The sequence below is a fragment of the Lysinibacillus sp. LK3 genome (genome assembly GCF_001043675.1).
Classification (GTDB): Bacteria; Bacillota; Bacilli; order Bacillales_A; family Planococcaceae; genus Lysinibacillus; species Lysinibacillus capsici.
This window is the reverse complement of sequence record NZ_LDUJ01000001.1, coordinates 513733-535947: the sequence shown is the minus strand read 5'-3', so window position 1 is coordinate 535947 and position 22215 is coordinate 513733. Positions and strand designations below refer to the sequence as shown.

General features: G+C 37.7%; 28 protein-coding genes. 1 reads left to right on the top strand and 27 read right to left on the bottom strand.

Translation table 11 applies throughout. The annotated features are described in order from the left end of the window. From VK91_RS02565 to VK91_RS02535, 8 genes are all read right to left on the bottom strand, one after another. Positions 1-884 (bottom strand): hypothetical protein (locus tag VK91_RS02565; RefSeq protein ID WP_048390465.1); only part of this gene is annotated, 884 nt, incomplete at its 3' end. Then, positions 884-2611 (bottom strand): AAA family ATPase, encoded by a 1728-nt coding sequence (locus tag VK91_RS02560; RefSeq protein ID WP_048390463.1) that lies wholly within the window; start codon positions 2609-2611, stop codon positions 884-886. The genes VK91_RS02565 and VK91_RS02560, both read right to left, overlap by 1 nt. A gap of 173 nt (positions 2612-2784) precedes the next feature. Further along, positions 2785-3282, bottom strand: a complete 498-nt coding sequence (locus VK91_RS02555) for an HK97 family phage prohead protease (protein WP_048390462.1) — start codon at positions 3280-3282, stop codon at positions 2785-2787. Then, positions 3279-4190, bottom strand: a complete 912-nt coding sequence (locus VK91_RS02550; protein ID WP_048390461.1) for a hypothetical protein — start codon at positions 4188-4190, stop codon at positions 3279-3281. Before VK91_RS02550 ends, VK91_RS02555 begins: the two co-directional genes overlap by 4 nt. Before the next feature lie 59 nt (positions 4191-4249). Then, positions 4250-4384, bottom strand: coding sequence for a hypothetical protein (locus VK91_RS23160; protein WP_255349855.1), 135 nt, complete (start codon positions 4382-4384; stop codon positions 4250-4252). Between the two features lie 1011 nt (positions 4385-5395). Further along, positions 5396-6379, bottom strand: coding sequence for a hypothetical protein (locus VK91_RS02545; RefSeq protein WP_048390459.1), 984 nt, complete (start codon positions 6377-6379; stop codon positions 5396-5398). A gap of 46 nt (positions 6380-6425) precedes the next feature. Beyond that, on the bottom strand, positions 6426-7025 hold the full coding sequence (locus tag VK91_RS02540) for a hypothetical protein (protein ID WP_048390458.1): 600 nt from the start codon (positions 7023-7025) through the stop codon (positions 6426-6428). A gap of 176 nt (positions 7026-7201) precedes the next feature. Then, on the bottom strand, positions 7202-7759 hold the full coding sequence (locus VK91_RS02535; protein ID WP_048390456.1) for a GNAT family N-acetyltransferase: 558 nt from the start codon (positions 7757-7759) through the stop codon (positions 7202-7204). A gap of 235 nt (positions 7760-7994) precedes the next feature. On the opposite strand from VK91_RS02535, the gene VK91_RS02530 reads away from it, so the two are divergent. Then, on the top strand, positions 7995-8477 hold the full coding sequence (locus VK91_RS02530) for a hypothetical protein (RefSeq protein ID WP_231595549.1): 483 nt from the start codon (positions 7995-7997) through the stop codon (positions 8475-8477). 88 nt (positions 8478-8565) lie between these two features. Here VK91_RS02530 and VK91_RS02525 read toward each other — a convergent pair whose 3' ends face one another. The 19 genes from VK91_RS02525 to VK91_RS02435 form a co-directional block, all read right to left on the bottom strand. After that, complete coding sequence (locus VK91_RS02525; protein ID WP_048390454.1) at positions 8566-8988, bottom strand: hypothetical protein; 423 nt, start codon at positions 8986-8988, stop codon at positions 8566-8568. Between the two features lie 636 nt (positions 8989-9624). Continuing rightward, entirely contained in the window at positions 9625-10494 is an 870-nt protein-coding gene (locus VK91_RS02520; RefSeq protein ID WP_048390452.1) for a DMT family transporter, read from the bottom strand. A 25-nt stretch (positions 10495-10519) separates the two neighbouring features. After that, positions 10520-11065 carry a GNAT family N-acetyltransferase gene (locus VK91_RS02515; RefSeq protein ID WP_048390450.1) on the bottom strand — a complete coding sequence of 182 codons (546 nt, stop codon included), beginning with the start codon at positions 11063-11065 and terminating at the stop codon, positions 10520-10522. Further along, the gene (locus tag VK91_RS02510; RefSeq protein ID WP_048390448.1) at positions 11055-11588 is read right to left on the bottom strand and encodes a cysteine hydrolase family protein; all 534 of its coding nucleotides are present in this window, start codon (positions 11586-11588) and stop codon (positions 11055-11057) included. Before VK91_RS02510 ends, VK91_RS02515 begins: the two co-directional genes overlap by 11 nt. Positions 11589-11759: 171 nt before the next feature. Further along, the gene (gene mdh / locus VK91_RS02505) at positions 11760-12698 is read right to left on the bottom strand and encodes a malate dehydrogenase (protein WP_048390446.1); all 939 of its coding nucleotides are present in this window, start codon (positions 12696-12698) and stop codon (positions 11760-11762) included. A 34-nt stretch (positions 12699-12732) separates the two neighbouring features. Next, complete coding sequence (locus tag VK91_RS02500; RefSeq protein WP_048390443.1) at positions 12733-13125, bottom strand: BMC domain-containing protein; 393 nt, start codon at positions 13123-13125, stop codon at positions 12733-12735. Further along, a complete protein-coding gene (locus tag VK91_RS02495; RefSeq protein WP_016995124.1) occupies positions 13115-13384 on the bottom strand; it encodes a EutN/CcmL family microcompartment protein in 270 nt (89 codons plus the stop codon). Before VK91_RS02495 ends, VK91_RS02500 begins: the two co-directional genes overlap by 11 nt. Before the next feature lie 6 nt (positions 13385-13390). Then, the gene (gene pduL, locus VK91_RS02490; RefSeq protein WP_048390441.1) at positions 13391-14233 is read right to left on the bottom strand and encodes a phosphate propanoyltransferase; all 843 of its coding nucleotides are present in this window, start codon (positions 14231-14233) and stop codon (positions 13391-13393) included. A 16-nt stretch (positions 14234-14249) separates the two neighbouring features. Further along, positions 14250-14525 (bottom strand): BMC domain-containing protein, encoded by a 276-nt coding sequence (locus tag VK91_RS02485; protein WP_048390439.1) that lies wholly within the window; start codon positions 14523-14525, stop codon positions 14250-14252. A gap of 18 nt (positions 14526-14543) precedes the next feature. Beyond that, positions 14544-15314, bottom strand: coding sequence for a 3-oxoacyl-ACP reductase FabG (gene fabG, locus VK91_RS02480; protein ID WP_048390437.1), 771 nt, complete (start codon positions 15312-15314; stop codon positions 14544-14546). Positions 15315-15344: 30 nt separating this feature from the next. Beyond that, positions 15345-15635 (bottom strand): BMC domain-containing protein, encoded by a 291-nt coding sequence (locus VK91_RS02475; RefSeq protein WP_048390435.1) that lies wholly within the window; start codon positions 15633-15635, stop codon positions 15345-15347. 15 nt (positions 15636-15650) lie between these two features. Continuing rightward, the gene (locus tag VK91_RS02470) at positions 15651-16271 is read right to left on the bottom strand and encodes a hypothetical protein (protein ID WP_048390433.1); all 621 of its coding nucleotides are present in this window, start codon (positions 16269-16271) and stop codon (positions 15651-15653) included. 5 nt (positions 16272-16276) lie between these two features. Continuing rightward, positions 16277-16891 (bottom strand): phosphate propanoyltransferase, encoded by a 615-nt coding sequence (gene pduL, locus VK91_RS02465; RefSeq protein ID WP_048390431.1) that lies wholly within the window; start codon positions 16889-16891, stop codon positions 16277-16279. A gap of 16 nt (positions 16892-16907) precedes the next feature. Continuing rightward, complete coding sequence (locus VK91_RS02460) at positions 16908-17189, bottom strand: BMC domain-containing protein (RefSeq protein ID WP_004229005.1); 282 nt, start codon at positions 17187-17189, stop codon at positions 16908-16910. Between the two features lie 14 nt (positions 17190-17203). Then, positions 17204-18685 carry an aldehyde dehydrogenase family protein gene (locus VK91_RS02455; RefSeq protein WP_053075670.1) on the bottom strand — a complete coding sequence of 494 codons (1482 nt, stop codon included), beginning with the start codon at positions 18683-18685 and terminating at the stop codon, positions 17204-17206. A 15-nt stretch (positions 18686-18700) separates the two neighbouring features. Next, on the bottom strand, positions 18701-18991 hold the full coding sequence (locus VK91_RS02450; protein WP_004229009.1) for a hypothetical protein: 291 nt from the start codon (positions 18989-18991) through the stop codon (positions 18701-18703). 4 nt (positions 18992-18995) lie between these two features. Beyond that, a complete protein-coding gene (locus VK91_RS02445; RefSeq protein WP_048390429.1) occupies positions 18996-19739 on the bottom strand; it encodes an HAD family hydrolase in 744 nt (247 codons plus the stop codon). 20 nt (positions 19740-19759) lie between these two features. Then, entirely contained in the window at positions 19760-21166 is a 1407-nt protein-coding gene (eat, locus tag VK91_RS02440) for an ethanolamine permease (RefSeq protein ID WP_048390427.1), read from the bottom strand. Between the two features lie 25 nt (positions 21167-21191). Then, positions 21192-22211, bottom strand: coding sequence for a phosphotransferase enzyme family protein (locus VK91_RS02435; RefSeq protein ID WP_048390425.1), 1020 nt, complete (start codon positions 22209-22211; stop codon positions 21192-21194). Positions 22212-22215: the final 4 nt, after the last annotated feature.

Below are 22215 nucleotides of genomic sequence, written 5' to 3'. Positions count from 1 at the left end.
GTATTTTCAAAAGTACTGAAGCTTTCACCTACAAAACTATTTTCAAATAGATATTTAATTAAATTATCGTAGTATGGATTATAATTTACACTATGTAACCCCTCTTTTAAATCTAGGAATTTTAAATAATGTATCAATTCAGGGATTCGGGATATTTCAGAAAGTATAGTCGATACTCCTTTATCACCATTAAAACATGAATATATAGACGAAGGTATGAGATTTTCTTTTTCATGAACGTCTAGAACGTAAATAGTGCTAATTATTTTATTTTTAAACCTTTCATATAGACGAATAACTTTGCGACTTGTTTCGCCCTCCACATCTTTATCAAATTTTTTATCACTGTCTAAAATTGTATAAGAAATATTTTGGTGAGAAATAGCTCTATCAAAGAAATTACGTTTTGTTCTATCTCCTCCTCCATTTATAGGATCGTAAGATAATTTTATCAATTTAGAATCTCTTTTTATGAGATTATCTGCAATACTAAAATAGAATGTACAATCATCTATATCTTCGGAAATGAGTTTAAACTTTTCTAGTATATTTAATCTAGATAGATAACTCAAATTAATATATATACCATCTGTTTTAGATAAGATAGTTTGAACTTCATTTGAAATAATAACTTTTTTTTGTAATTTTATAATGTTTGGCTCGAATGTTGACCTATTATTATAAATATAGTTATAAATAGCTCTTGTGCCTTGTGAAAGCTTTTTGGATACTGAAAGATATTTTAGAGCTTTTTCAGAACCATAAACAAAGTGAAAACCCATTAAATGTGAAGAAATAATCTGCTCTATTAAAGTATTTTGATCAGCTGGTAATAGATCTTTTGAGAAATCTTTTAGTATGTCGTCAGTAATTATAATTAACACTATTCGTCTTCCTCCCAATCAAATTCATCATTAATTTGAGAGAGGTCTTCATCTGGTTGGAAAAAACCTATAGGCCACTCATGTATAATACCTTTTTCATCATAGGAAATTGATTTAATGATTGAATGATTAATATCATCGTCACTAAAAATTAAGATATTACAATTATTCGAATCAAAATTCTTTTCAAGAATCATTCTACCAACCCTATTCACAATAATATCACTGTGAGTTTCTAAAATAATGCTAATATTAACCCTTGCTTTTTTTAAATAATTTATAGAATTAATAAACGCATCTACAAGTTTAGCCTGCATTGCGGGATGTAAGTGCAGTTCAGGTTGTTCAATTAAAATGTGAACTTCCTTTTTCATTGGCCTTGAATAGATAGAATTATGGCTACGATTTATTCTTCTTTCAGTTTTAGACCATAAAGTGTAAATTATTGGGAGAATCTGTGAAAAACCAAATCCAACATCTGCTAAGTTAATTTTTTCAGCTTCTCTATCAGATGAGAAAGATATGTACATATATAAATGATCCTGTATATTCTCAGTTCCAATAATAAAACCAAAATTTTCCCATACCCATTTTTCAAATCTTTTTCTTTGTTGATCTGTTAAATCCTTTAAGATCATTGGCATATTTACACCTTGTGTATCAATTTCATCAATCGATATTCCACTTTCTCTGTAATATCTTTGAACATTCGCTCTCAATGGTGCTAAATATTGTACATTCAAAAAATATTGAGATATTTTTTTATTTATCAAATTTAAGATATTAGTTAAATTACTTAGTAACATTAAACTGTACAATTCATTTCTGTCTTCTTTATCGTTTATTGTAGATATAAATTTTACAAATAATTTAAATTGATCACTTAATTTTTCGGTTTTATATGCATATTCCTCATTATAATAATTTATTTTGGACGTTATAAAATTATTTAAAAAATCTTTTTCATTTTCTATAATCTTTTTATAATCACTTACTTTAAATAAAGATAAAAAATCTGAGAAATGTCTTTCAAAATCTCTTCGTAATTTTTCTTCTTTATCCTCCCCCTCTAATAAATCCTCCTCAAAAGGAACTTTTTTCAATAAATAATCTCTATATAACTTCTTATATATTTCATTTATAAAATAATCAGCATCAATTGAACCGTTACCAGCAAGGACTATCTCAGGTAAAAAGGCCGATCTTTCATGATAGGTCTCTACATCAATTTTCGGATAAGAATAGTCAAATGGTTTTACAAAAATACCCATTTTACCTTGTGAAAATCTTAATTCAATTTTAATGTCCTCTGAAATATTAAATTGTATATTTTTAAAGTTATTTTCCTTTATTATTACTGCCAATTCAAAATTAATACCTGAATCAATAGTATTATTTTCATAAAATATAGATCGTCTTCTAAAATATTGCGAGAATTGGTAGAAATCTTCATTTGCTAATTTAAACTTAAATCCTAACTCTAAAATCTTTGGATCTGCTACTCGATTGATTGCTGTTTCAAAACTGCCAAAATCTACAGAATCTGGACTATACCAAAGTAAAGCTTCCCTTCTTTTAGAAAGAATAGTTTGTTTCATTAAAGGAAAAAAGCGTAAAAAACTACTTTTTCCAGAACTATTTTTACCTAGTAGAATCGTTAATGGTTTAATTTTTATATCTCCAGTATCTTTTATACTTCTTAAATTTTTTATTGATATACTTTCCATATAATCACCTCATAAAGTATTATAACAACATGGTATAATATCATTATATTAATTACAAATATTTCATTAAAATCCTATAATTTAAATTATATACATCTTAAAATTTTTGTTTTTATATTTATAAAAATCTTTAATAGCAGCATTGATAAAAAACACCTACCAAAGTAAGTGTTTTATCTATTCAATGCCTTATCAATTTTAGAAATTAACTCTAATCGACTATTGTTACATCCAACTTGTACAATGGATGTTTTATAAGCCGGATTCTCTACTATGCTTATTTCTACTAATTCTGCACGCTGAACCAACCTAAAATTTCGCCTTCCTCTTTTCGTCTCTTCAAATTCAGCATTTTTAAATCCTACTGAAACGTGACATATTTGCCTATCCCTTATTAAGTTATAAAGTAGGCGATTTTCATGGTTATTTTCTAATTCAATACGAAAAGACAAACCTCTTTCATCTTCGCATAATGTAAGTTGCCCAGTATCGGCACTTGCAAAATCTAGGGAACTCAAGTGGGAATATCGAACAGTTTGATTCCGCTTTTTTATAGAGTCTACAAAGGCACCTGATATGAACTGCTCGTAAAATCTCCCTTGGTCATCATGGATACATGCTCGTTCATTCCAACAAAGTGCATATCCACTAATAACTAAAGGTTTTGTCATGGCCGTTTCATAACCTCATTTGTGATTTGACCGTGAAAATCAGTAATTCGTTCAATATGGCCTTCTCTAATACGTGGATCAAATTCCAGTGTTACAGGAATGGTAAATCTTTTACTTGGTTGGTTCGGATAAGATGGATTTTGTGAAGCTGCTGCTACCTTCTGGTACTCGTTATCAATGGTGTTTTTAATTTCATTACTAAAATGACTTGCTGATCTCTTTATCTCGCCATATTGTTTCAAAAGGTCGGAATATTGCCTTTGAGCAGTTAATACTTTCTCAGCCATTTCATCGAGCTTACTTTTTGAAATGTTTAATACTAACTCCATTTCAGTTGAAATTTTCGATACATCATACAGTTCAATCGATTCAACAGCTTGCAAATTCTTAATTTCAGTTTCTTCATTGGAAATTTTACGTTGTAACTCTTCAATTTTCTTCGCACATTCTTCTGTAGAAAGTTTGTTAAAGAATCTTTTAGGATTAAGTAAACTATAGCTATTATTTAATTGAATTCCTTCCAATTGTATAATTTCTCCCTGAAACTCTTTAATTGCTTTCTTCTTTTTTTCTATTAAGGCTGGCTTATCATCCACTAACATTAATAACTCAGCAAATGAAGGAACCATATTTAAAAGGTCTTTACTTTTAGATTGCAATAACAATTCTGCTTTACTTAATTGTGGTCTTTTTGGACCGTCAGCCGTAAACATCCCATTTTTAAGTAGTGACAGTGCTGTTGTAAAGGCATGTGTTTTCTCCATATATTCCTTTTGTGCCTGTTGGCGCATATTCTCATTCTTGTGTTGCATTAATTTACTAGAGGCATAATATTCTTCTTCAATCTTTAAAAATGCTTCTCGATCTCTTTTAGGTAATTTATCGACTAATGCTTTATATTCAATCATCCTTATTTCATCTCCTTGAAATTGGAGCGTGTACACAATCATACACGCTCATTGTTGGGTTATTTCTTCAATATTTTATTAATCTTAATAATTAGTGCATGTCGCTTTTCATAAAGCTCTTTTTCGCGTTTAAACGTTTCAATAACAGCTGCACGTGATTCTGTAAATATAGAAGCCTGTTCAATTTTTCTCATAATCCTCACCTCCTTTCAGGACTTTGTCACAATGGTGTGCTGTGACAAAACCCTATGTATCTCTAAGTAGCATAAACCCAGGCATATATTGCTTATTGCCTTTTGTCACACTAAAAATTTTTTCAAAAAATCAATTCGAGGTGCGCATTTGTATGCTCATACGGTCTACAGAAAAATGGCCAAAATATTTATTTGGTAGGGGGGCTATCGATCAAGTGTGACAAAAATAAAAACCCACCACACACCATTGCTGGAATGTAATGAGCTTCGTGAGCTTCTAAAGTTATTTAGCTTTAAAACGATTAATCACTTTGCAACCTGATCGTGTGCATTGTACTTCTAAGTCACATTGGATATGTACAGCACCAGCTTCATATTCACGCGAAGCTTTTAATAATAGCTTTCCGCATTTTGTGCATCTTAGTTCTTTCATAAAACCACCTCATTATCTTTTAAGTATTAAGAGAATGTCGCGTGTGTTCCTCTTTCATTTTTTCATCACGCCTATAACGTTCACCAATTAATGTTAGATTGTTTATCACCGCTTTCCTTAAGGTTTCATAACCCACCTTCTGAGACTGCTCAAAATAGCGTATAAACAGCTTTCTATCTTCTACACTAATTAGTTCACAAATCTCCTTAAAACGCTTGTATTGAAGGAATGGGGCTAAAAGTGGGGCTAATCTATAGCCAAAACCTTCTCAACACTAGATATATCAACGTTTCTAAGCATCCAATTATTTTACCGAACGTAAAATAATGAAAGCGACCATAAAAAGATTGAGGCTAATGGGCTTCAATCTTTTTTTGTTTATGAGTAATATTTTTAGCATGGATGGAAGCAAAATTAAAAGACATGAATCTCGATAGAATTTCGAATCCATGCCAAATAGCTTCCTAATGAAAATAATTGTATCTATCCTATGCAGTCACTTCATCGGAGAGTGGTTTATTCTGCCTCCTATGTAATCCATACTCCATTACAGATGCTTATAACTAGTTAAAATTCTCTCAGCTTATTTTATCCAGCTTTACATTAAACGACAATTCATCGTCAATTAGACTAAACGTATCAGCTTTATCTTGCTTAGATAATTTAGAGATATAATGATAGTAGTTTGGTAATATTTCAAAATCATAATTTAAATAATCTCGTATTAATTGGTCATCTTGAAATTTTGAAACATCCCCGTCTAGCAAATCATATTTTATTAACTCTTTAGTGTTGTTCGTAAAATCAGATACTACGTATGAAAGAACATTGTTCTCATATCGTAAGTTTTCAGAGGCACCTGAATAATTTAATAAAGATAGTAATGTCGCATTATTAAAATTCTGTTGGTTAGTTAAAGATGAAATCTCCATTAAGTAAATCGATTCTAGGTGGTCATGATAAGGATTTTCAATATCTACTCCATTATACATTGCTTGTTTCTCAAAGGGTCTTATTCTCCCGGTTTTTAATAGTAATAAGTGATTATGATTGCTTAGATAGATGTTTTTGGAAGTATCTAATCTAAGTAAATTATCTCCGTTTGGAAGTAATGGATTTAATCGTTTTATCTCTCCTGTTGAAGTGTTTACTAAAAAAATACATTGATAAAAGGGATGTCCATAGTTAATTTCTCTTTTCGTAATAAAATACAATAAATATTGAGGATTAAGATAAATTAACTTGGAATAATAGCTTTCATCCTTAATTTCTTCAGAAGAAAAATAATTATTTAAATTTAATGTGATAGCATGTATTTGATTAAATGTTTCAAGATTAATTCTATAAAAGTTTATGTTATTTTTTTCTTTTAGACTAAAACAAAATTCATTATTCATAATATCCAAAGCAAATTCGTCATAGCGGGTGTCTAATCGTTGTATATTTTTGATCGTGCCGTTTTTTAAATTAATCTCACAATGCGCAATACTAGCATGTTCTAATAAAATAGCCTCAAACTCTTCTTTAATTTCATTTGTAGGAATTAGTTGTTTATTATTCAAAAATATCCCCCTTCAATATAGCTAATAAATATTTCACTTTGAGCTTTTACTCCTTTCTGGCTTCTGTATAAAGAAGTTTTTCGAGTTCGTCCACCTTGCTCCCGTCTAATTGGTGTGTGAGCCCATATGTTTCACCCTTGCCATCGTTATTGATGATTACGTTGAGATCGTGAAGTAATTCAGTGAAATACGTAAAACACTTAGTTAATTCTTCATAGGACTCAGCTGTATCAAGACCTTGCTGTTTCTCAACCGATATTACATAATCCAGATGTCCCATCAAAATTTGCAGTACATTTAAATTTTCAAAATCCTTTTGAAGGTCTTCCCCTTGAACCCTAAAATATAGCATTTCCTTCGTGAGACGATCTGCCCTTAGATAGTATTCGTCTACGTCTGTTGTTTTGTTAATATCTTGGGCATGATAGGCAATCCAAGCTTCCAACGTTGGTTCAATCTCATAGTTATTTAAGCCTTCAGGGGTTGATACATCATTCCAGATTTTCGAAGGGTTTACTGCTGCTACTTGTTTGATTGTTGTTTCTTCTGTTTTTACCTGTTCCCCTTTCGTTTCTCCTTCCTCGGTACAACCTATTAACAATCCACTTATCAATAGTCCTGTCAATACAACATTTACGAGCTTCATCTCTCTCACTCCTCTTTAGAAGGTTAGCCATTTATTATAATAATACCTTACACTAGTTAATTCTTATAATATTTTCCATTTAAAAGTTACGTTTAACATGGCTGATTCTCTATGTATCTCGCAGTAATAGCAAAATTAAAAGCCACCCTCATGATGAGAGCGACTTTCCTAACCTCCTAATATTCACTTTTCAATAGGGAAAAGATAGCGAGATCCACATACTTCCCTTTTTCAAATTCATGTTGCCTCAAAAGACCCTCTTGAGAAAAGTTTAATTTTTCCAATAGTTTGATAGATGCTGTGTTTTCTGGCTCTATTTTTGCTTCGATTTTATTGATTCCCATGGATGTAAAGGCAAAGTGGATGATCGAACTTAAAGCCTCTTGCATCACACCCTTCCCCCAATAGTCAGGGTTTAAATCATAGCCAATTTCTATACGATTATGCTCTTTTTCATAATTCAAATAGCCACATGTGCCAATCACCTTGTTGGTCTGAATTTCCTCGATTACCCATCTTAAGCCTTTTTGTTCTTTAAAAATTTTCTCATACCAATTGATTTCATCAATAGCATCTTCAACTGAAGCAAACAATGGTAATGGCAGGTACTTCACTACATTTTCATTAGAATAAAGTCTCAAAATATCTTGGCCATCATCCATTATCCCTTTTCGTAAAATAAAACGTTCTGTTTCCAATTGAGGAAAAACCGTAAATTCGAATTGTGTATGCATACTACTCCCCTTTTTCACCATTTATTAGCATTTTACTCTTTAAAATAATAACATATTAGTTTTAGTATTTTTTCTTAATTTGACCTCTTTCTCTTATCTCTTCGCAAAAACGTTAACATATTATTGATAGAAATCCTAACAATTGATAGCATTTAGATAATTAGTTTAATATTGGAATTTAAAGGAGTTAAAAAGAACAATTAGAAAATCAAAGTTAAATAAAGCCGTATTTATATTGTTAATCATTAACATACTCCTGAATATATTTTTTGTAGCGTCATGGGCAAGCAATAATGCAAGGAAACAAGAATATTTTATTTATAACCTTAACCAAAAATTGTATGAATTGAATTTAGCTATAAATAAACAAAAAGAAAACGATTGGCAAGACCCTCAAGTTTTATTCAATCAGATAGAGAAAATAAGAGTTGTTATCGTTGACTCTGTCATCACAAATAATTTTGCAAGTAGCGTATTAAATAATGGAGAAAAAGAGATGCTTCGGCGTATATTTATTTTTTTAGAACCTTTACCTAAAACCGATTTATTCGAGGTAGAAGAATGGGATGAAGCAGATACAGAATATATCATAAGGATCGGAAAAGTTTTAAGTTTGTCTAACTATACAATTAATAGTTTCCCTAAACAAAATTGGAACACAATCGTAAAACAATGGGAACAACTTGATAAATCGTTAGCTATAGAATTTAATCAATAAAAGTTAGCATATTATATGCTAGAAAAAAATGTAAAGAAGATACTATTATTTTAAATAGTATCTTCTTTACATTTTATAGGAGTCTTTATTAGTTTCTCACCATCATCAAACATTTCTCAACTATTTCTACCTCATCTACTGACAGTTGGTCTAACAGCAGTGCCAGTTTTTTCTCATGTTCCTCTCCTTCTTCTCCTATCCAGCAAATGTAGATTTCGCAATAATCTCCTTTGGGAAGGAATTTTTTTAGAAAGTCACATACATGGTGAAAAGTTCTTTTGGCTTTTTCATAGTTATGGGGGGAATACACTTTATTTTCGTTATGCATTTGCCAAATGGGCTCTCCCTTTGTTTCGATTTCATATACATAGGGTGTTGTAAAATGCTTTGCCTGTACAATTTGGCGATTCTCTTTTACCGAGAAAAAATAATTTATGTCAACTTCATTTTCTGTATAGTCATCCTGTATTTCAACTGGAAAATTGAAGCCTATATAGGTTGCCATACTCATATTTTGCTCCTCCTATTAAAAAAACCCTGTAAATGTACAGGGTGTCAGCAACGTAGCTGTTGATAATGTAAATAGACACGCTTTGGAGTTCGTGCTTCTACGAATATTTCTTGCATCACCAATTCCTGGACCACGCTTTGAAGAAATTGCTTGAAGCAAAAAGGCTTCAAACGACGGGTTGTCCGCTTCCTTTTGTGAGGCTTGCTACCGTAGTTGGTCTACCGTGATGGCTGTTGCTTTGATGGTTTGGTGTTGCGGCGGTGTTTTTGGTTCAATATAGAGCGTTGTGTAATACGCATCCGCAATGACAATCACGTAAATAATGAATAGTAATCGTTTTGTTCAATGGTTCAAAAAAATCATTTCTCCCTTTTTTATAGCTGACAATGAAAACTTGTCTACTTATCATACGAGCAATTGATCAAAAGGTTTCAAAAATATTTAAAGGGAGACAAATTTCTGTCTCCCTTACGCCTCTAGGCTTCTGCCACCATCATTTTCCCAGCGATCAATGTCCCAGTGATCTTCATCTTTTTCTCTCCTGATACCCATTGCATTCAATGGAACGAATGACATTTTGTCCCTCACCCTTTTCAAGCGTTCTTCTCTAGTTTATGAAGGGAAAGGGGTTTTCGTTCATCGTAAAATAGGCTTAATTTTAAAGCCTAAGGCAATCGCAGCTCCAATGCAGCTAAAAAGACAGCCTAAGATTAAATAAATACTGAGTGTTGATTCGCCGATGACAACAGACGCAATACCGCCAATCACGGGGAATAATGCAACCATATAGCCACTTTTTGCCCCTCCAATTCGTTCGACTAGTTTTAAGTAAAATAACCATGCGAAAAAGGATGCAATAAGCGTTAAATACAAGAGCGCTGATAAGTAGGTAAAGGATTTGGGTATTACGACTGTTTGTCCCTGTAGCCAAACAATGGCACACATGACTGCACTGCCCACTGCAAAACCAATGGCATTTGCATAAATCGGGTTGATTTGATGCTTGGCATTTCTGGCAGAGCTTGCATCCCCAATGGCTGTTAGGATAGTCCCTACGAAGGCAATTAACACTCCTTTTAACTCCATATTATGTAAAGATGGATAAATCAGCACCCCCACGCCGATGACGCCTAAAATACCGCCAATTAAAACACGACGATGCAATGGCTCCTTGAGAAATATCCGTAGGGCGATGGGTGTTAGTATGACTTTTAATGAAAAAATTAATGTGACAATAGCAGCCGAGCTCCATATCGTCGCATAATACAGCGCTAAATAGCTGAATGCAAAATTACAAACGCCAAAAACGATGATAAAAGGCACGTCGCCCTGTTGTGGTTTACCCTGTGGCTTCAAGAACCAAGCAAGGATGAAAAATAAAAGGGCTGTCATGACTAAACGATAGGTTAAAGATAATTCTAAACTGACTGGCGTTCCTTGAATTTTGACTGCAATAAAATTAAGACCCCAGACAATCAAACAAAAGATATACATAAAATTTGTCATGCTGTTTTAAATTCCTTCTGCGATGCTATTCCTGCCATCTTCCCATAATGATCGCGTGATAGAACCTGCCATCTGCAAGGCATTTATCATTTTTCAGAATGCCTTCCACTAAAAAGCCCATTTTTTTATAGAGCTGTATCGCTTTCTCATTGGTTTCTAACACTTCTAGTGCTATTTTGCGAATACCATTGGCATCTGCCCAATCAATGGATTCTTGCAGCAAGGCTTTTCCTATGCCATAGCCCCAAAACTCTTTACTGACTCCAACACCAAAGGTTACTTTATGGGCAAGCCTTTTGAGTGGAGAGCCCTCACATCTTGAGAACCCAACGATCCGATCACCGACAACCGCTACTAAACATAAATTTTTTGAGCTTTCGCTATCCTGTTGAATAAGCTGCTCAAAGCCTGCTCGATCAATCAATGCCTCGCCCTGTTCACGATCGAAGTTTTCCGTTTCACCGTCTAATTGCAAGCGTAAATCTGATAAGGCTTGGGCATCTTCGCGTCGGGCACAGCGAATTGTATAGGATAGCTCTTTTATCTGGAGCTCTTTCTGATCAATCAGCATGTTGGAATCCTCCAATTGACTGAATCCGCACAAAACGATTATGCCAAATGGATTCGTGATGTTGAATAATTTGTGGTGCTGACAGTACATTACTATCTAAGGTGCTATGTGCATCTTCTATTAAAATATTATGATGGTAGCCATGACTAAAAGCACTACGGATTGTTGTATCAAGACAAAACTCTGTTTGAGCACCCGCGAAAATCAATTGGTCGATGTGATGCGCTTGTAAATAAGCTGCAAGCTCCGTTTGATAGAAAGCGTCCCACGTTGTTTTTTGAATCACTTGATCCTCCGCCTGTCTAAGTAATCCATGATACAGTTCCCAGCCTAGTTGACCTAATGCAAAATCCACATCATCTGCGTCTGTATGCTGAATAAAAATAACGGGTACTTCGTTGCGCCGTGCCCATGTAATGGAGGCATTAATATTTTTGATAATAGCTTCACTGTTCCAAAGATTTTGCTGGCCATCTAGAAAGAAAGCCTCCTGTATATCGATAATGATGAGTGCTTGTTTCATCGTATCCTCCTTTGTGCATCAGTAGTAACTTTTTTAATTGTACAGAAAACGATCTTCCATTAAAAGAAAATTTTGCACAACAAAAAGCACCTTTACAACATCGTAAGGTGCCTCAACTATGTACAGTACCATCTAATACATGCCACTATTAGATGGTGTCATGCGCTTGCATCATTTGATATAGGCTAATGTTTGATAAACTTGGTGAACCGAATGATTAAATGCTTGCTGTTCCTCTTCGTTTAAATGCAATTCAATTACACTTTCAATACCAGCTCCCCCTAAAACAACAGGGACACCAATGCAGGCATTGTCTACTTGATATTCGCCCTGTAAATACGTAATGATGGGCATTACTTTCCGTTGATCCTTCACAATCGCTTCAATCATTTGGACAATGGCGGCAGCTGGGGCATAATAAGCACTGCCATTGCCAAGTAGGGCGACAATTTCGCCTCCACCTTTTCGCGTTCGCTCCACTAATTGCTCAATCTGTGCTTGTGGCATTAATTTTTCTAATGGTATTCCTCCGACATACGTATAGCGAACGAGTGGCACCATTTCATCGCCATGTCCACCCAAGACGAAGCTTGATATATCCTCGACAGCAAGCTGAAGAGCCTGTGCGATAAAGGTATTAAAGCGCGCTGTATCTAAAACACCTGATTGTCCCATGACACGATTTTTGGGAAAACCCGTTGTTTCCAGACAAACATAGGTCATGGCATCGACAGGGTTACTTAAGACGATAATATAGCTAGTTGGCGCATAACGTTTGATTTGTTCGCTTACCGTGCGGATGATTGCCGCATTTGTATGAATTAAATCCTGCCGTGTCATGCCAGGCTTTCTTGCAATACCTGCCGTGATAACCACAATATCAGCATGAGCTATTTCCTGATACTTTGAAGTAGCCGTCACCTGTACGTTAAATCTTTCTATTGGTCCAGCTTGGAGAATATCTAATGCCTTCCCTTTCGCAGCATTTTCGAAGTCTGGTAAATCGATAAGCACAATATCCCCGATCTGTTTCTGTGCGACCATTAACGCTACGGTTGCACCTGTATGTCCAGCGCCAATGATGGCGATTTTGGGTCGCCTAAAGCTCATTTGCCTCCCCCTCCTAACGACATAGATTCATCGACTACTTATCTGCCTGCTCATCCTCTACAAGTTTTGTTTGTTGAGGCTTCTGGCGAGTGCTTGTTTTTTTGGCTGCTGCCTCCGTCACTTTTATCGGCTGTGTTTCATCAATAATCGCTGTGAATACTTCATTGGCTGCTCGTGGAATTACATGTGCGCTTAGTAGCTTGCTCGTTCGCGTTGCTGCCGCTTTACCAGCATCAACCGCAGCCTGTACTGCACCAACATCTCCCTCGACAATAATGGTTACGATACCACCGTCTACTAGCTCCTGTTTCACTAATTGGACATAGGCTGCCTTTAGCATGGCGTCTGCAGCTTCAATGGAGCCAATCAAGCCATACGTTTCAATCATTCCTATCGCTTCTGTCACTTTGCTCACCTCACGATTCATCTGTGCCATCTATAATGCCAACAACAATGGCATCAATTGGACAAATACTGGACGTAGAAAAACTTCGTACAGCAGCACTGCCCATTGTTAAAATGACGTTATCTCCAACACCTGCACCTATACGATCTGCCGCAACAATTTGTTCATCACTCAGTTGACCATCCAGCTTTATTGGCTGGATAATGAGTAATTTCAATCCCTGTAGCCCTTCCTCTTTACGTGTTGCCCAGATATTTCCGACCACTGTTCCTATCCGCATGCATCCTCATCCTTTTTCGTGAAACTGAAGTTCAATTTCTAATTTTTCCACGGCCTCCTTCGCCAGTGCCGTCAACCTTGCCTCTTTGGGGACTATCACTGTCTCACCTTGATAACGGCTTACATCATTTGCCGTTATAATCTTGTGGTTAATTTTAATTGGAGGACTGACGAAGTTATTGTAAGGCTCTCCTGCCATCTTGCCTGTTATAATTGTACCCGTTTCACCCTGTTGGATGAAGCCTGCGTTTGCTTCATCTGTATCAATATGCATTTCTAAATGATAGTGATCAGCCACACGAATTTTCACTTGCTCAAAGGTAATGGGACGTCGCCCTTCCACCTTAACGGAGACGGATTGACCGTTCTGAACCCCTAACTGCTGTGCATCAGCAGGTGCCATATGAATATGTGCTTGTGCGATAATGACCCCTTCTTGTAAAATCAAACTTCCTCTAGGTCCTACCAGTATACAGCTAGCTGAGCCAGCAATTTCTCCCGATTCACGCAAAGGTGGTTGAATTCCTAGGGCAATTGCATCTGTATGACTAATTTCAATTTGTGTGAAGGTGCGAGCTGGACCTAATACACGTACATTTTGGATGCTTCCTTTTGGTCCCACCACCTGTAGCGTTTCATGTGCTGCAAACTGACCGGGTTGAGCTAACATTTTTTTTACACTCAGCGTAGCACCTTTGCCAAATAGCTGCTCGACATGCTCTTGTTGTAAATGAATATGCCTTGCTGAGATACCTATAGGAATTTCATTGGGTGTAGGAGCTGCTTCTTTTTTAGGTAGTAATTCGGCTATGACATCATTAACAATTTTTATTATTGCTTGTTCATTCATATAGCCACCTCACTCATTATTGCATTTTTAAAATCGCTTCCAATTCTGCATGTGGTCGCGGAATCACATGTACAGATAATAGCTCTCCAACACGTTGTGCAGCTGCTGCTCCTGCATCTGTTGCGGCTTTCACAGCCCCTACATCCCCACGAACAAGCACCGTGACAATACCGCCACCCACATGGACTTTACCCACAATATTCACGTTGGCAGCCTTGACCATTGCATCAGCTGCTTCAATAGAGCCCACTAAGCCCTTTGTTTCAATCATTCCTAATGCGCCTAAATTCATTTCGTATCCCTCCTTCTATTAAAATGCCTCTGCATCTTCAGGTAATGTTTGGCCACCATCAATAATGATCGATTGACCCGTAATAAAGCCTGCCTCCTTACTACTAAGGAACAATGCAGCATACGCTATATCCTCCACACGACCAAGGCTGCCAAATGGAATCGCCTTCGCCATCTTCTGTAGATAGGTGTCACCAAGACCATCTAAGCCTTCTGTAGCGATATTTCCTGGTAACACGGCATTGACCGTAATATGATAGGGTGCTAATTCAAGAGCCGCAGTTCGCATAAACCCTAATTGAGCTGCCTTACTTGCGGCATAATGTGTCCATCCAGCATAGCCAGTCACTGGACCCGTTATCGACGAGGTAATAATGACCCTGCCAGCATTCGCTTTCTTTAAATGGGGCACGCAAGCTTTGACAGCAAACATCGTTCCTCTGGCATTGACATTTAATACCTGATCCCAATGGTCCGTCGTCATGTCCTCTAGTTTCATCGAGGGAAAAATACCAGCATTGGCACATAAAATATCGATGGAACCAAAAGAGTTAGCAACCTCCGTAGCCATGCTTTCAACAGATTCATAGTTTTCAACATCAACAGTGGCAGCAGAAGCGGAGAATCCTTGCGCTTGTAATTGATTTGCTACATCTGTGGCAGCTTCCATACCTCTTGCTGCAATCACCACATGAGCACCCTGTTCAGCAAATACGGTAGCAATCCCCTTCCCAATTCCTTTACTACCACCAGTAACTATGACAACCTTCCCTGTTAAATCGACCTTCAACTCGTTCCTCCACCTTTCCTTTTATTCATTTTAAGTACTTGGCTTTTTCGCAATTTCTGTTACTAATCCATTCACCGCGATATCTGGCCTTAAAATAGTTGAAGAGGCAATCCATTGGTTGGCTGCTTTAGCTAGTTGTGTACCAATGGCTATCGCTTCCTGAATGGCCGCTGTGTCCCCTTCAATGGCAATGGTTACTAGAGCCAAATCGATGGTTTCTTGTCGAAGTATTCGAATATCCGCTGCTTTAAGCATAGCATCTGCGATTCGTATTGAAATCGCAAGTCCTCTTGTCTCCACAATACCAATCGATTTCATCATGTAACAACACTCCTGCTAATATCTTTGTATCGTCATCCCTTTTTCCTGAATCATTTCTTGTGCTAGTGGTGTAAGTTTTGTGTGGGCAGGTAGTGTCAGCCGTTGCCCCTTGTACGATTGAAGCATCTCTGCTGTCAAATAGTTTGCCACTATAGTCGAACGAGCCGGTTCCTCTTGCTGCTTTAAAAATCGAATAAGCTGTGCAAATAACTGAATGTCACAGCCAAACTCCTTTAAGCGCTCTATATGATTCAGCAACATTTTCATGTAAGGATTCGGTTCCTTTGCTGTGACAACAGCAGATAATTTTTCATTTGGAATTAAAATTGCTGTTTGATTGCTAACCAGCAACTCAGACAGGTACAAGGCTGCCGGTGTAGTAGGCAAGCCTTGGGCACTGCTGACGATAAATGCTTGATCCACTTCGAGAAAAACAATAGCATCGTAGAATAGCTGAGTGGGACTTGTGGTTTCATTTGCCTGCCACTCCTCAACATGGCAATAGCTTTGTAATACGTCCACCTGTTTCTTAGAAATGGTCGTATGAGAATGGACAAGCAAAAGTCTTTTATGCTTTTTATCCATCATTGATATGACTACTTCTTCGATGATTCTCTGTAATTCTTTTATATCCATACCTGTCACTCCATTTTGATAAGCTTGCCAATTGAATGCTGTTGAACAGCGGCGGCATTCGCTTCATCTGTATCTACATGCATCTCAAGGACGAATTCTGAGGAGACACGCACAACCACATTCATTAATCGTAGCTTACGTCCATCCCCACAGATTTCAACCGCCACGATTTCCTTATCTTGGACATTGAAGGCAGCAGCATCGGATACAGCCATGTGAATATGTGCTTGTGCAATAATCAATCCTTGTGTTTTATGGCGAGTTCCATGAGGTCCAATCAATGTGATTGATTCAGATTTTTCTAAGTCGCCTGACATAAGAATCGGTGGTGTTACACCCAGCTTGATGGCATCCGTTTGACTGATTTCGATTTGGGTTGCAGTGCGAAATGGGCCTAAAACCCGAACCTTGTCAATTTGGCCTTTGGGTCCCTTAATCGTTAGAACATGCTGTGAAGCAAATTGACCTGGCTGGGAAAGTTCCTTCCATTTCTGTAACGCTGCGTCTCTACCAAATAAATAATAGAAATCCTCCTCATTAACATGACAATGACGGGCAGAAATCGCAATCGGGATACTTTGATTTGTAACTTCAGTGACATGTTTTTGATTGTTTGTCATCACAATCCCTCACTTTTCACTTAGGTAAAATTGCGTATAATTCCGAATGAGGGCGTGGAATAACATGTACCGATAATAGCTCACCTACTCGACGTGCGGCCTCAGAGCCTGCATCCGTCGCTGCCTTGACTGCCCCGACATCACCTGTCACCAGCACCGTCACAATGCCGCCACCAACATGTACTTTCCCTACAATATTGACGTTTGCTGCCTTCACCATGGCATCTGCCGCCTCAATTGATCCAATTAAGCCTCTTGTTTCAATCATGCCTAAAGCTCCATTTATCTCTACGCTCATTTCCTTTTCCTCCTCTAATTACTTAGCTTTGTGAGTACTTCCTCTACAATCTTTTCAATGGACAACCTGTCAATAGACACCCCTTCAATTGCTTGCATCGCTGGAGCCTGTATATTTTGTGGATGCTGTGGGGGTGGAATCGTTAGTGCCTTCACACCATAGGCCACTCTTTTTTTATTTAATAAATGATGTGCAGAAATATTATCACTCGTAATATTTCCCCCATAGGCCCCACAGCCCAATGTAAAGGAAGGCGTTAAACTTGTCGTACCGCCTGCAGCCCCAACAGATGCTAAAGTATTGACTAATATTCTGGACACGGGCATTTGAGCGGCAAACTGCTTAACAAAATGTTCATCCTGTGCATGAATAGCCAGGCTATGTCCTCTCCCTCCAACGTCAAGCAAGCGACGGCAAATCTTTACGGCTTCTTCCTGAGAACGAGCCGTATAAAGACCTAGGATGGGAGAAAGCTTTTCCATGGAAAATGGATACTCCTTCCCAATCTGATGTTCCTCCGCTACTAATACGCGTGTATGCCGAGGGACATCAATATTGGCCATATGGGCTATTACGGTTGCTGGCTTCCCGACAATTTGGCTATTTAATGTACGAGCTACTGGTGAAATCACCTTTGCTAATTTTTCCTTATCCTGCCCACTTAGAAGGATGGCCCCATTTTCTGCTAAAGCAGCCATCACCTGTGCTTTGACCTCCTGATGTACGACAATAGCTTGTTCTGTGGCACAGATCGTACTATTATCAAATGATTTACTATCGATAATTTGCTTCATTGCCTCGTTCACATTTGCTGTGCGATCAATATAGACAGGAACATTCCCAGGGCCAACACCATAAGCTGGTTTCCCTGAGCTATAGGCAGCTTTGACAAGCCCTGCTCCACCAGTTGCTAAAATTAGCTGTACATCACGATGATGCATAAGTTCCTCTGTTCCTTTTATTGTTGGATGGCTAATCCATTGAATAAGTCCCTCTGGCGCCCCTGCACGAACGGCTGCCTGCTGACAAATTTTCAATGCCTCGATGGTGCAGTTGACTGCTGTTGGATGAGGACTAAAGACAATGGCATTTTGCGCCTTTAAGGCAATTAGCGTTTTAAAAATGGCTGTAGCAGTCGGGTTCGTGACAGGTGTAACTGCCGCAATAACACCGAATGGATAAGCAATTTCCACCTGCCTTGCTATCCTATCCTCATGTATAATGCCGATTGTCTTTTCATGCCGAATGGCTTCATAGACACCTTGAGAAGCCAACTCATTTTTTATTTTTTTATGTTCAATAATGCCCATCTTTGTTTCCGTAACAGCTAATACAGCAAGATTTTCTGCCTGTTTATAAGTAGCTTGGGCAATGGCCTCGACAATTCGATCGACCTGCTCTTGCGTAAAGCTGGCATACATTTTTTGCGCAATCGAAGCGGCTGCTATTCCGTCTCTTGCCTCTTGTATCGAAACCAAATCTTGGTCTCTCACCATATGACGAACCTCCCGTCATGTAAATTTTTTTAGGGCAATTAAGTCGCTCGAATTAGCTACAGAGACAGTGCCTGATGATTGCTGGTGCAGACTTTGCCAATGCTGTAATTCATGCGTAGATAATGCTACATATGCTGGGGCAGTTGTTTGCTGCGTCTGATGTTGGTTTTCTTTTATTAATCGAAATGATTGCCATTCCTGTAATTCTTCATTTGATAACGTTTTAGAAGCTTGTTCAGGCTGAGAGCCTTGCGTTAGTTTTTCCAATACCAATTCAGTAATCTTGGCAATTAGCTGATTGTCCATATGCTCACTCCTTTTCGATTAGCATGGTGAGAACAGATTCGTCATACGCTTCAATAATTGCGGTTGCATCAGGTAAATAATCCTTTGGGTATGTGGTACTAGGAATGATGCCAATGGAAAAGCACATGCCAGCATTTTTAGCAAAGAGCATATCTGCATTCGAATCGCCAATCATCACGGCTTTCTCAAGCGATACTTGAAATTGTTCCTTTGCCACATATGCTAAGTCTGGGAAGGGCTTACTGGATGTAGCTTGGTCACTTCCTAGAACGAAATCAAACAAAGCTAATAACTCTAGCTGTTGTAAATGAGATTTGGCTCGTGCCGTTTGATCAGCTGTAATCACCCCTAATTTCTTCCCTTTATTTTTTAAGGTTATTAAGAGATTACGAATACCTGGTAATGCCTGTACCTTGCTATTTTCCTGCTGCGATGTGGCTAAGTTGGAAGCTGCTCTCGCAAGTGTTACCCCTTTGCTCCATGGGATTCCCTGCTGATAGAGTAAGAACGCCACGATCGTCTCAGCTTCTTGTATACTTCCAATAGCTAGAGGACTCGTTGGGTCAATCGTTGTTCCATTGTCATTAACCCCTATGTTTCTTAAAAAAGTTTGTAAGGAAAAATAGATCTCTAAGTCTGAATTTTCAGTTAAATTAGCATATAAATTTTTGGCCCAGGCAATCCATAAAGAATCCATTTCTATGATTGTTCCATCCTTATCAAAAATGACCCATTCCACTTTTGTCATAGGAAAACCCATCCCTTTATTTATTCTCGTATAGCCTCTATTGGCGATACTGGTGCTTGCACCTCTACCTGCACTGTAGCGTCCTTCGCAAAGCGTTCCTCTGGTGCATCCTCGTTAATATGGTGTCTTGCCCACACCCAATAATAGATCGTTGCCACAGCAAAAACAGCTAAACAAACGATGAAAAAAGTCAAATTCGCAAAGAAGCTCGCAAAGATAGCAATGACGGCTAGCACAAGTGAGACAATAGGCGTAAATGGATACAGCGGTGTCTTAAAGGTACGTACTAAATGAGGTTCCTTTTTACGCAAAATCAACACCGATAAATTCATCGTAATATACGATACTAATGCCCCAAAGGTAGAAATTAAAATTAAATCATCTGGATTAAATAAAATGACTAACACTAACCCGATAAAGCCTGGCAAAATAATGGCCATATATGGTGTCTGACGCTTTTTATGCATCTTCGATAACATGCTTGGCAAATAGCCTGCACGTGATAAAGCATAGACCTGACGAGAGTAAGCCAAAATCACACCCGAAAAGCTTGCAATTAGTCCTACTAAGCCAACAGATGCTAAAATCTGCGCCAACCAATACGTATTTCCAAAAACAGCGGCAATCGCTGCTGGCAATGGATCTTCAGCAACCGTCATGACATCGATGCCAGCTAGCCCAATGGCAACAGTTGTTGTCAAAATGGATAAAATCAGCAAGGTCACCATACCTGAAATTAACCCCTTCGGCATGTCCTTCTGCACATCTCTCGTCTCCTCCGATAACATAGGCAACATCTCGATTGCTAGGAATAGCCACATCGCATAGGGCAATGCTGACCAGATGCCTTTAAATCCACCTGGTATAAGATCGCCATTCTCAGGGAATAAATGGCCCACATTAATTTGCGGTAAACCAACGAAATACATTAAGACTAGTAAGCCTAAAGCAATAAAAACAAGCACCATTTCGATCGTGGCATATTCTTTAATGCCAATAATATGAACCCCCATGAACAGAGCATACATAAAGGCAGCTGCCACCACTGTCGGTACGGCTGGAAACAAAAAGCTGATATAGCCCCCAATACCAATCGCGATAATTGGTGCGGCAATGACATATTGCAGCACGACACCAACTCCTGTAATAAAACCGATATAACGCCCCATCGCCCGTCGAGCAAAGGAGTAAGGTCCTCCTGCATAAGGTAACATCGTCGATAATTCAGAAATACCTAAGGTCATCGTTAAATACATAATCGCCATAAATAATGTGGCAATGAGCATTCCTAAAAAACCAGATTGACTTAAACCAAAATTCCAGCCAAAGTAGTTACCAGAAATCACAATGCCGACGCCAATTGTCCATAAATGGATGGGTGTAAGGGCTTTCTTTAATACGATGATTTCATCCTTTTTCGAAGACATGTTATTCGCCACCTTTGATCGTTATTTAGTTGGTACAGTCTTGATACTTTTCTACATAGGCTTTCACTAAATCATCACTCTGAAGCGTGTAATTTTCACCAAGTAAGCGCGTTGTCTCATTATCACGACTTCCAATCCACGAAATAAGCTGTAGCCTTCTCATTAATATAAAAGTTGGAATCATTTCTTTTTCTGCGTCTGTTAATAAACGAATTTTGCTGTAGCCCTTAACCCATGAAGCGATCAACTCATTAAGATACGGCATGTGCTCAATAAAGCTCACCGATGTGGCTAAATCATATAAAAACCACCCAAAACCACAATCATCAAAATCAATTACTTTAATTTCGTCCCCATAGATGAGTAAATTAGCTAAGCGTAAATCCGCATGGATAAGACCAAATCGTGTTTTCTCTTTCCCAAATGCCTCAAGCTTCTTTTGAATGATATGTGATGCTTCCTCATATAAAGCGATTCGTGCAGGGGTCATTCCTAGTCCATCCTGCCATCTCGCCCATTTTGGAGATTGACCTAGAATCGTGTCATAGTCCCATGTCATGCGCTGAAAGGCTTGGTAATAATCATGCTGCTCGATTGTGTGTTTATGGAACATGGCTGTAATTTCGCCTAATGTTTCAAATTGCCGAATTAAGTCATCTTCATTATTCTCATCAGGAGCATTGCCCTCCAAAAATGTAAATAATGTGCTATAATATATCGTGTCATTATACGAATGAGCATGTACGTAGTCACCGTCATCTGCTCGCATCGGTAGTGATACATCAATAGGAGATTGCTCATGGAGCGAGTTTAACCAGGCAATCTCCGCTTCGATCTCCTCTTTTTTATGGTAATTTGGTCGGCTGATCCTCAGAATATATTTTTTGCCCTGCCCATCTTCTACGAGATACGTCGCATTTTCGGAATAATCAATCATTTTACAAGATGCTTCTAGTAAACAACTAAACTCCTTTAATGCATCATTTGCTGCTTGATGAAAGTTGGAAAGGACCAATTCTAAATCTATGAAATCCATTTGACCCATCTAG

Excerpts from the sequence above, each read along its gene's own strand:
- VK91_RS02510 (WP_048390448.1), bottom strand. The coding sequence starts at position 11,588 with ATGAAACAAGCACTCATCATTATCGATATACAGGAGGCTTTCTTTCTA.
- VK91_RS02470 (WP_048390433.1), bottom strand. The coding sequence starts at position 16,271 with ATGGATATAAAAGAATTACAGAGAATCATCGAAGAAGTAGTCATATCA.
- pduL (WP_048390431.1), bottom strand. The coding sequence starts at position 16,891 with ATGACAAACAATCAAAAACATGTCACTGAAGTTACAAATCAAAGTATC.
- VK91_RS02455 (WP_053075670.1), bottom strand. The coding sequence starts at position 18,685 with ATGGTGAGAGACCAAGATTTGGTTTCGATACAAGAGGCAAGAGACGGA.
- VK91_RS02525 (WP_048390454.1), bottom strand. The coding sequence starts at position 8,988 with ATGAGTATGGCAACCTATATAGGCTTCAATTTTCCAGTTGAAATACAG.
- VK91_RS02500 (WP_048390443.1), bottom strand. The coding sequence starts at position 13,125 with ATGAATCGTGAGGTGAGCAAAGTGACAGAAGCGATAGGAATGATTGAA.
- VK91_RS02550 (WP_048390461.1), bottom strand. The coding sequence starts at position 4,190 with ATGATTGAATATAAAGCATTAGTCGATAAATTACCTAAAAGAGATCGA.
- VK91_RS02515 (WP_048390450.1), bottom strand. The coding sequence starts at position 11,065 with ATGCTGATTGATCAGAAAGAGCTCCAGATAAAAGAGCTATCCTATACA.
- VK91_RS02485 (WP_048390439.1), bottom strand. The coding sequence starts at position 14,525 with ATGAATTTAGGCGCATTAGGAATGATTGAAACAAAGGGCTTAGTGGGC.
- VK91_RS02450 (WP_004229009.1), bottom strand. The coding sequence starts at position 18,991 with ATGGACAATCAGCTAATTGCCAAGATTACTGAATTGGTATTGGAAAAA.
- VK91_RS02460 (WP_004229005.1), bottom strand. The coding sequence starts at position 17,189 with ATGAGCGTAGAGATAAATGGAGCTTTAGGCATGATTGAAACAAGAGGC.
- VK91_RS02520 (WP_048390452.1), bottom strand. The coding sequence starts at position 10,494 with ATGACAAATTTTATGTATATCTTTTGTTTGATTGTCTGGGGTCTTAAT.
- VK91_RS23160 (WP_255349855.1), bottom strand. The coding sequence starts at position 4,384 with ATGAGAAAAATTGAACAGGCTTCTATATTTACAGAATCACGTGCAGCT.
- eat (WP_048390427.1), bottom strand. The coding sequence starts at position 21,166 with ATGTCTTCGAAAAAGGATGAAATCATCGTATTAAAGAAAGCCCTTACA.
- pduL (WP_048390441.1), bottom strand. The coding sequence starts at position 14,233 with ATGAATGAACAAGCAATAATAAAAATTGTTAATGATGTCATAGCCGAA.
- VK91_RS02560 (WP_048390463.1), bottom strand. The coding sequence starts at position 2,611 with ATGGAAAGTATATCAATAAAAAATTTAAGAAGTATAAAAGATACTGGA.
- VK91_RS02475 (WP_048390435.1), bottom strand. The coding sequence starts at position 15,635 with ATGATGAAATCGATTGGTATTGTGGAGACAAGAGGACTTGCGATTTCA.
- VK91_RS02555 (WP_048390462.1), bottom strand. The coding sequence starts at position 3,282 with ATGACAAAACCTTTAGTTATTAGTGGATATGCACTTTGTTGGAATGAA.
- VK91_RS02535 (WP_048390456.1), bottom strand. The coding sequence starts at position 7,759 with ATGCATACACAATTCGAATTTACGGTTTTTCCTCAATTGGAAACAGAA.
- VK91_RS02495 (WP_016995124.1), bottom strand. The coding sequence starts at position 13,384 with ATGCGGATAGGAACAGTGGTCGGAAATATCTGGGCAACACGTAAAGAG.
- VK91_RS02435 (WP_048390425.1), bottom strand. The coding sequence starts at position 22,211 with ATGGGTCAAATGGATTTCATAGATTTAGAATTGGTCCTTTCCAACTTT.
- mdh (WP_048390446.1), bottom strand. The coding sequence starts at position 12,698 with ATGAGCTTTAGGCGACCCAAAATCGCCATCATTGGCGCTGGACATACA.
- VK91_RS02540 (WP_048390458.1), bottom strand. The coding sequence starts at position 7,025 with ATGAAGCTCGTAAATGTTGTATTGACAGGACTATTGATAAGTGGATTG.
- VK91_RS02445 (WP_048390429.1), bottom strand. The coding sequence starts at position 19,739 with ATGACAAAAGTGGAATGGGTCATTTTTGATAAGGATGGAACAATCATA.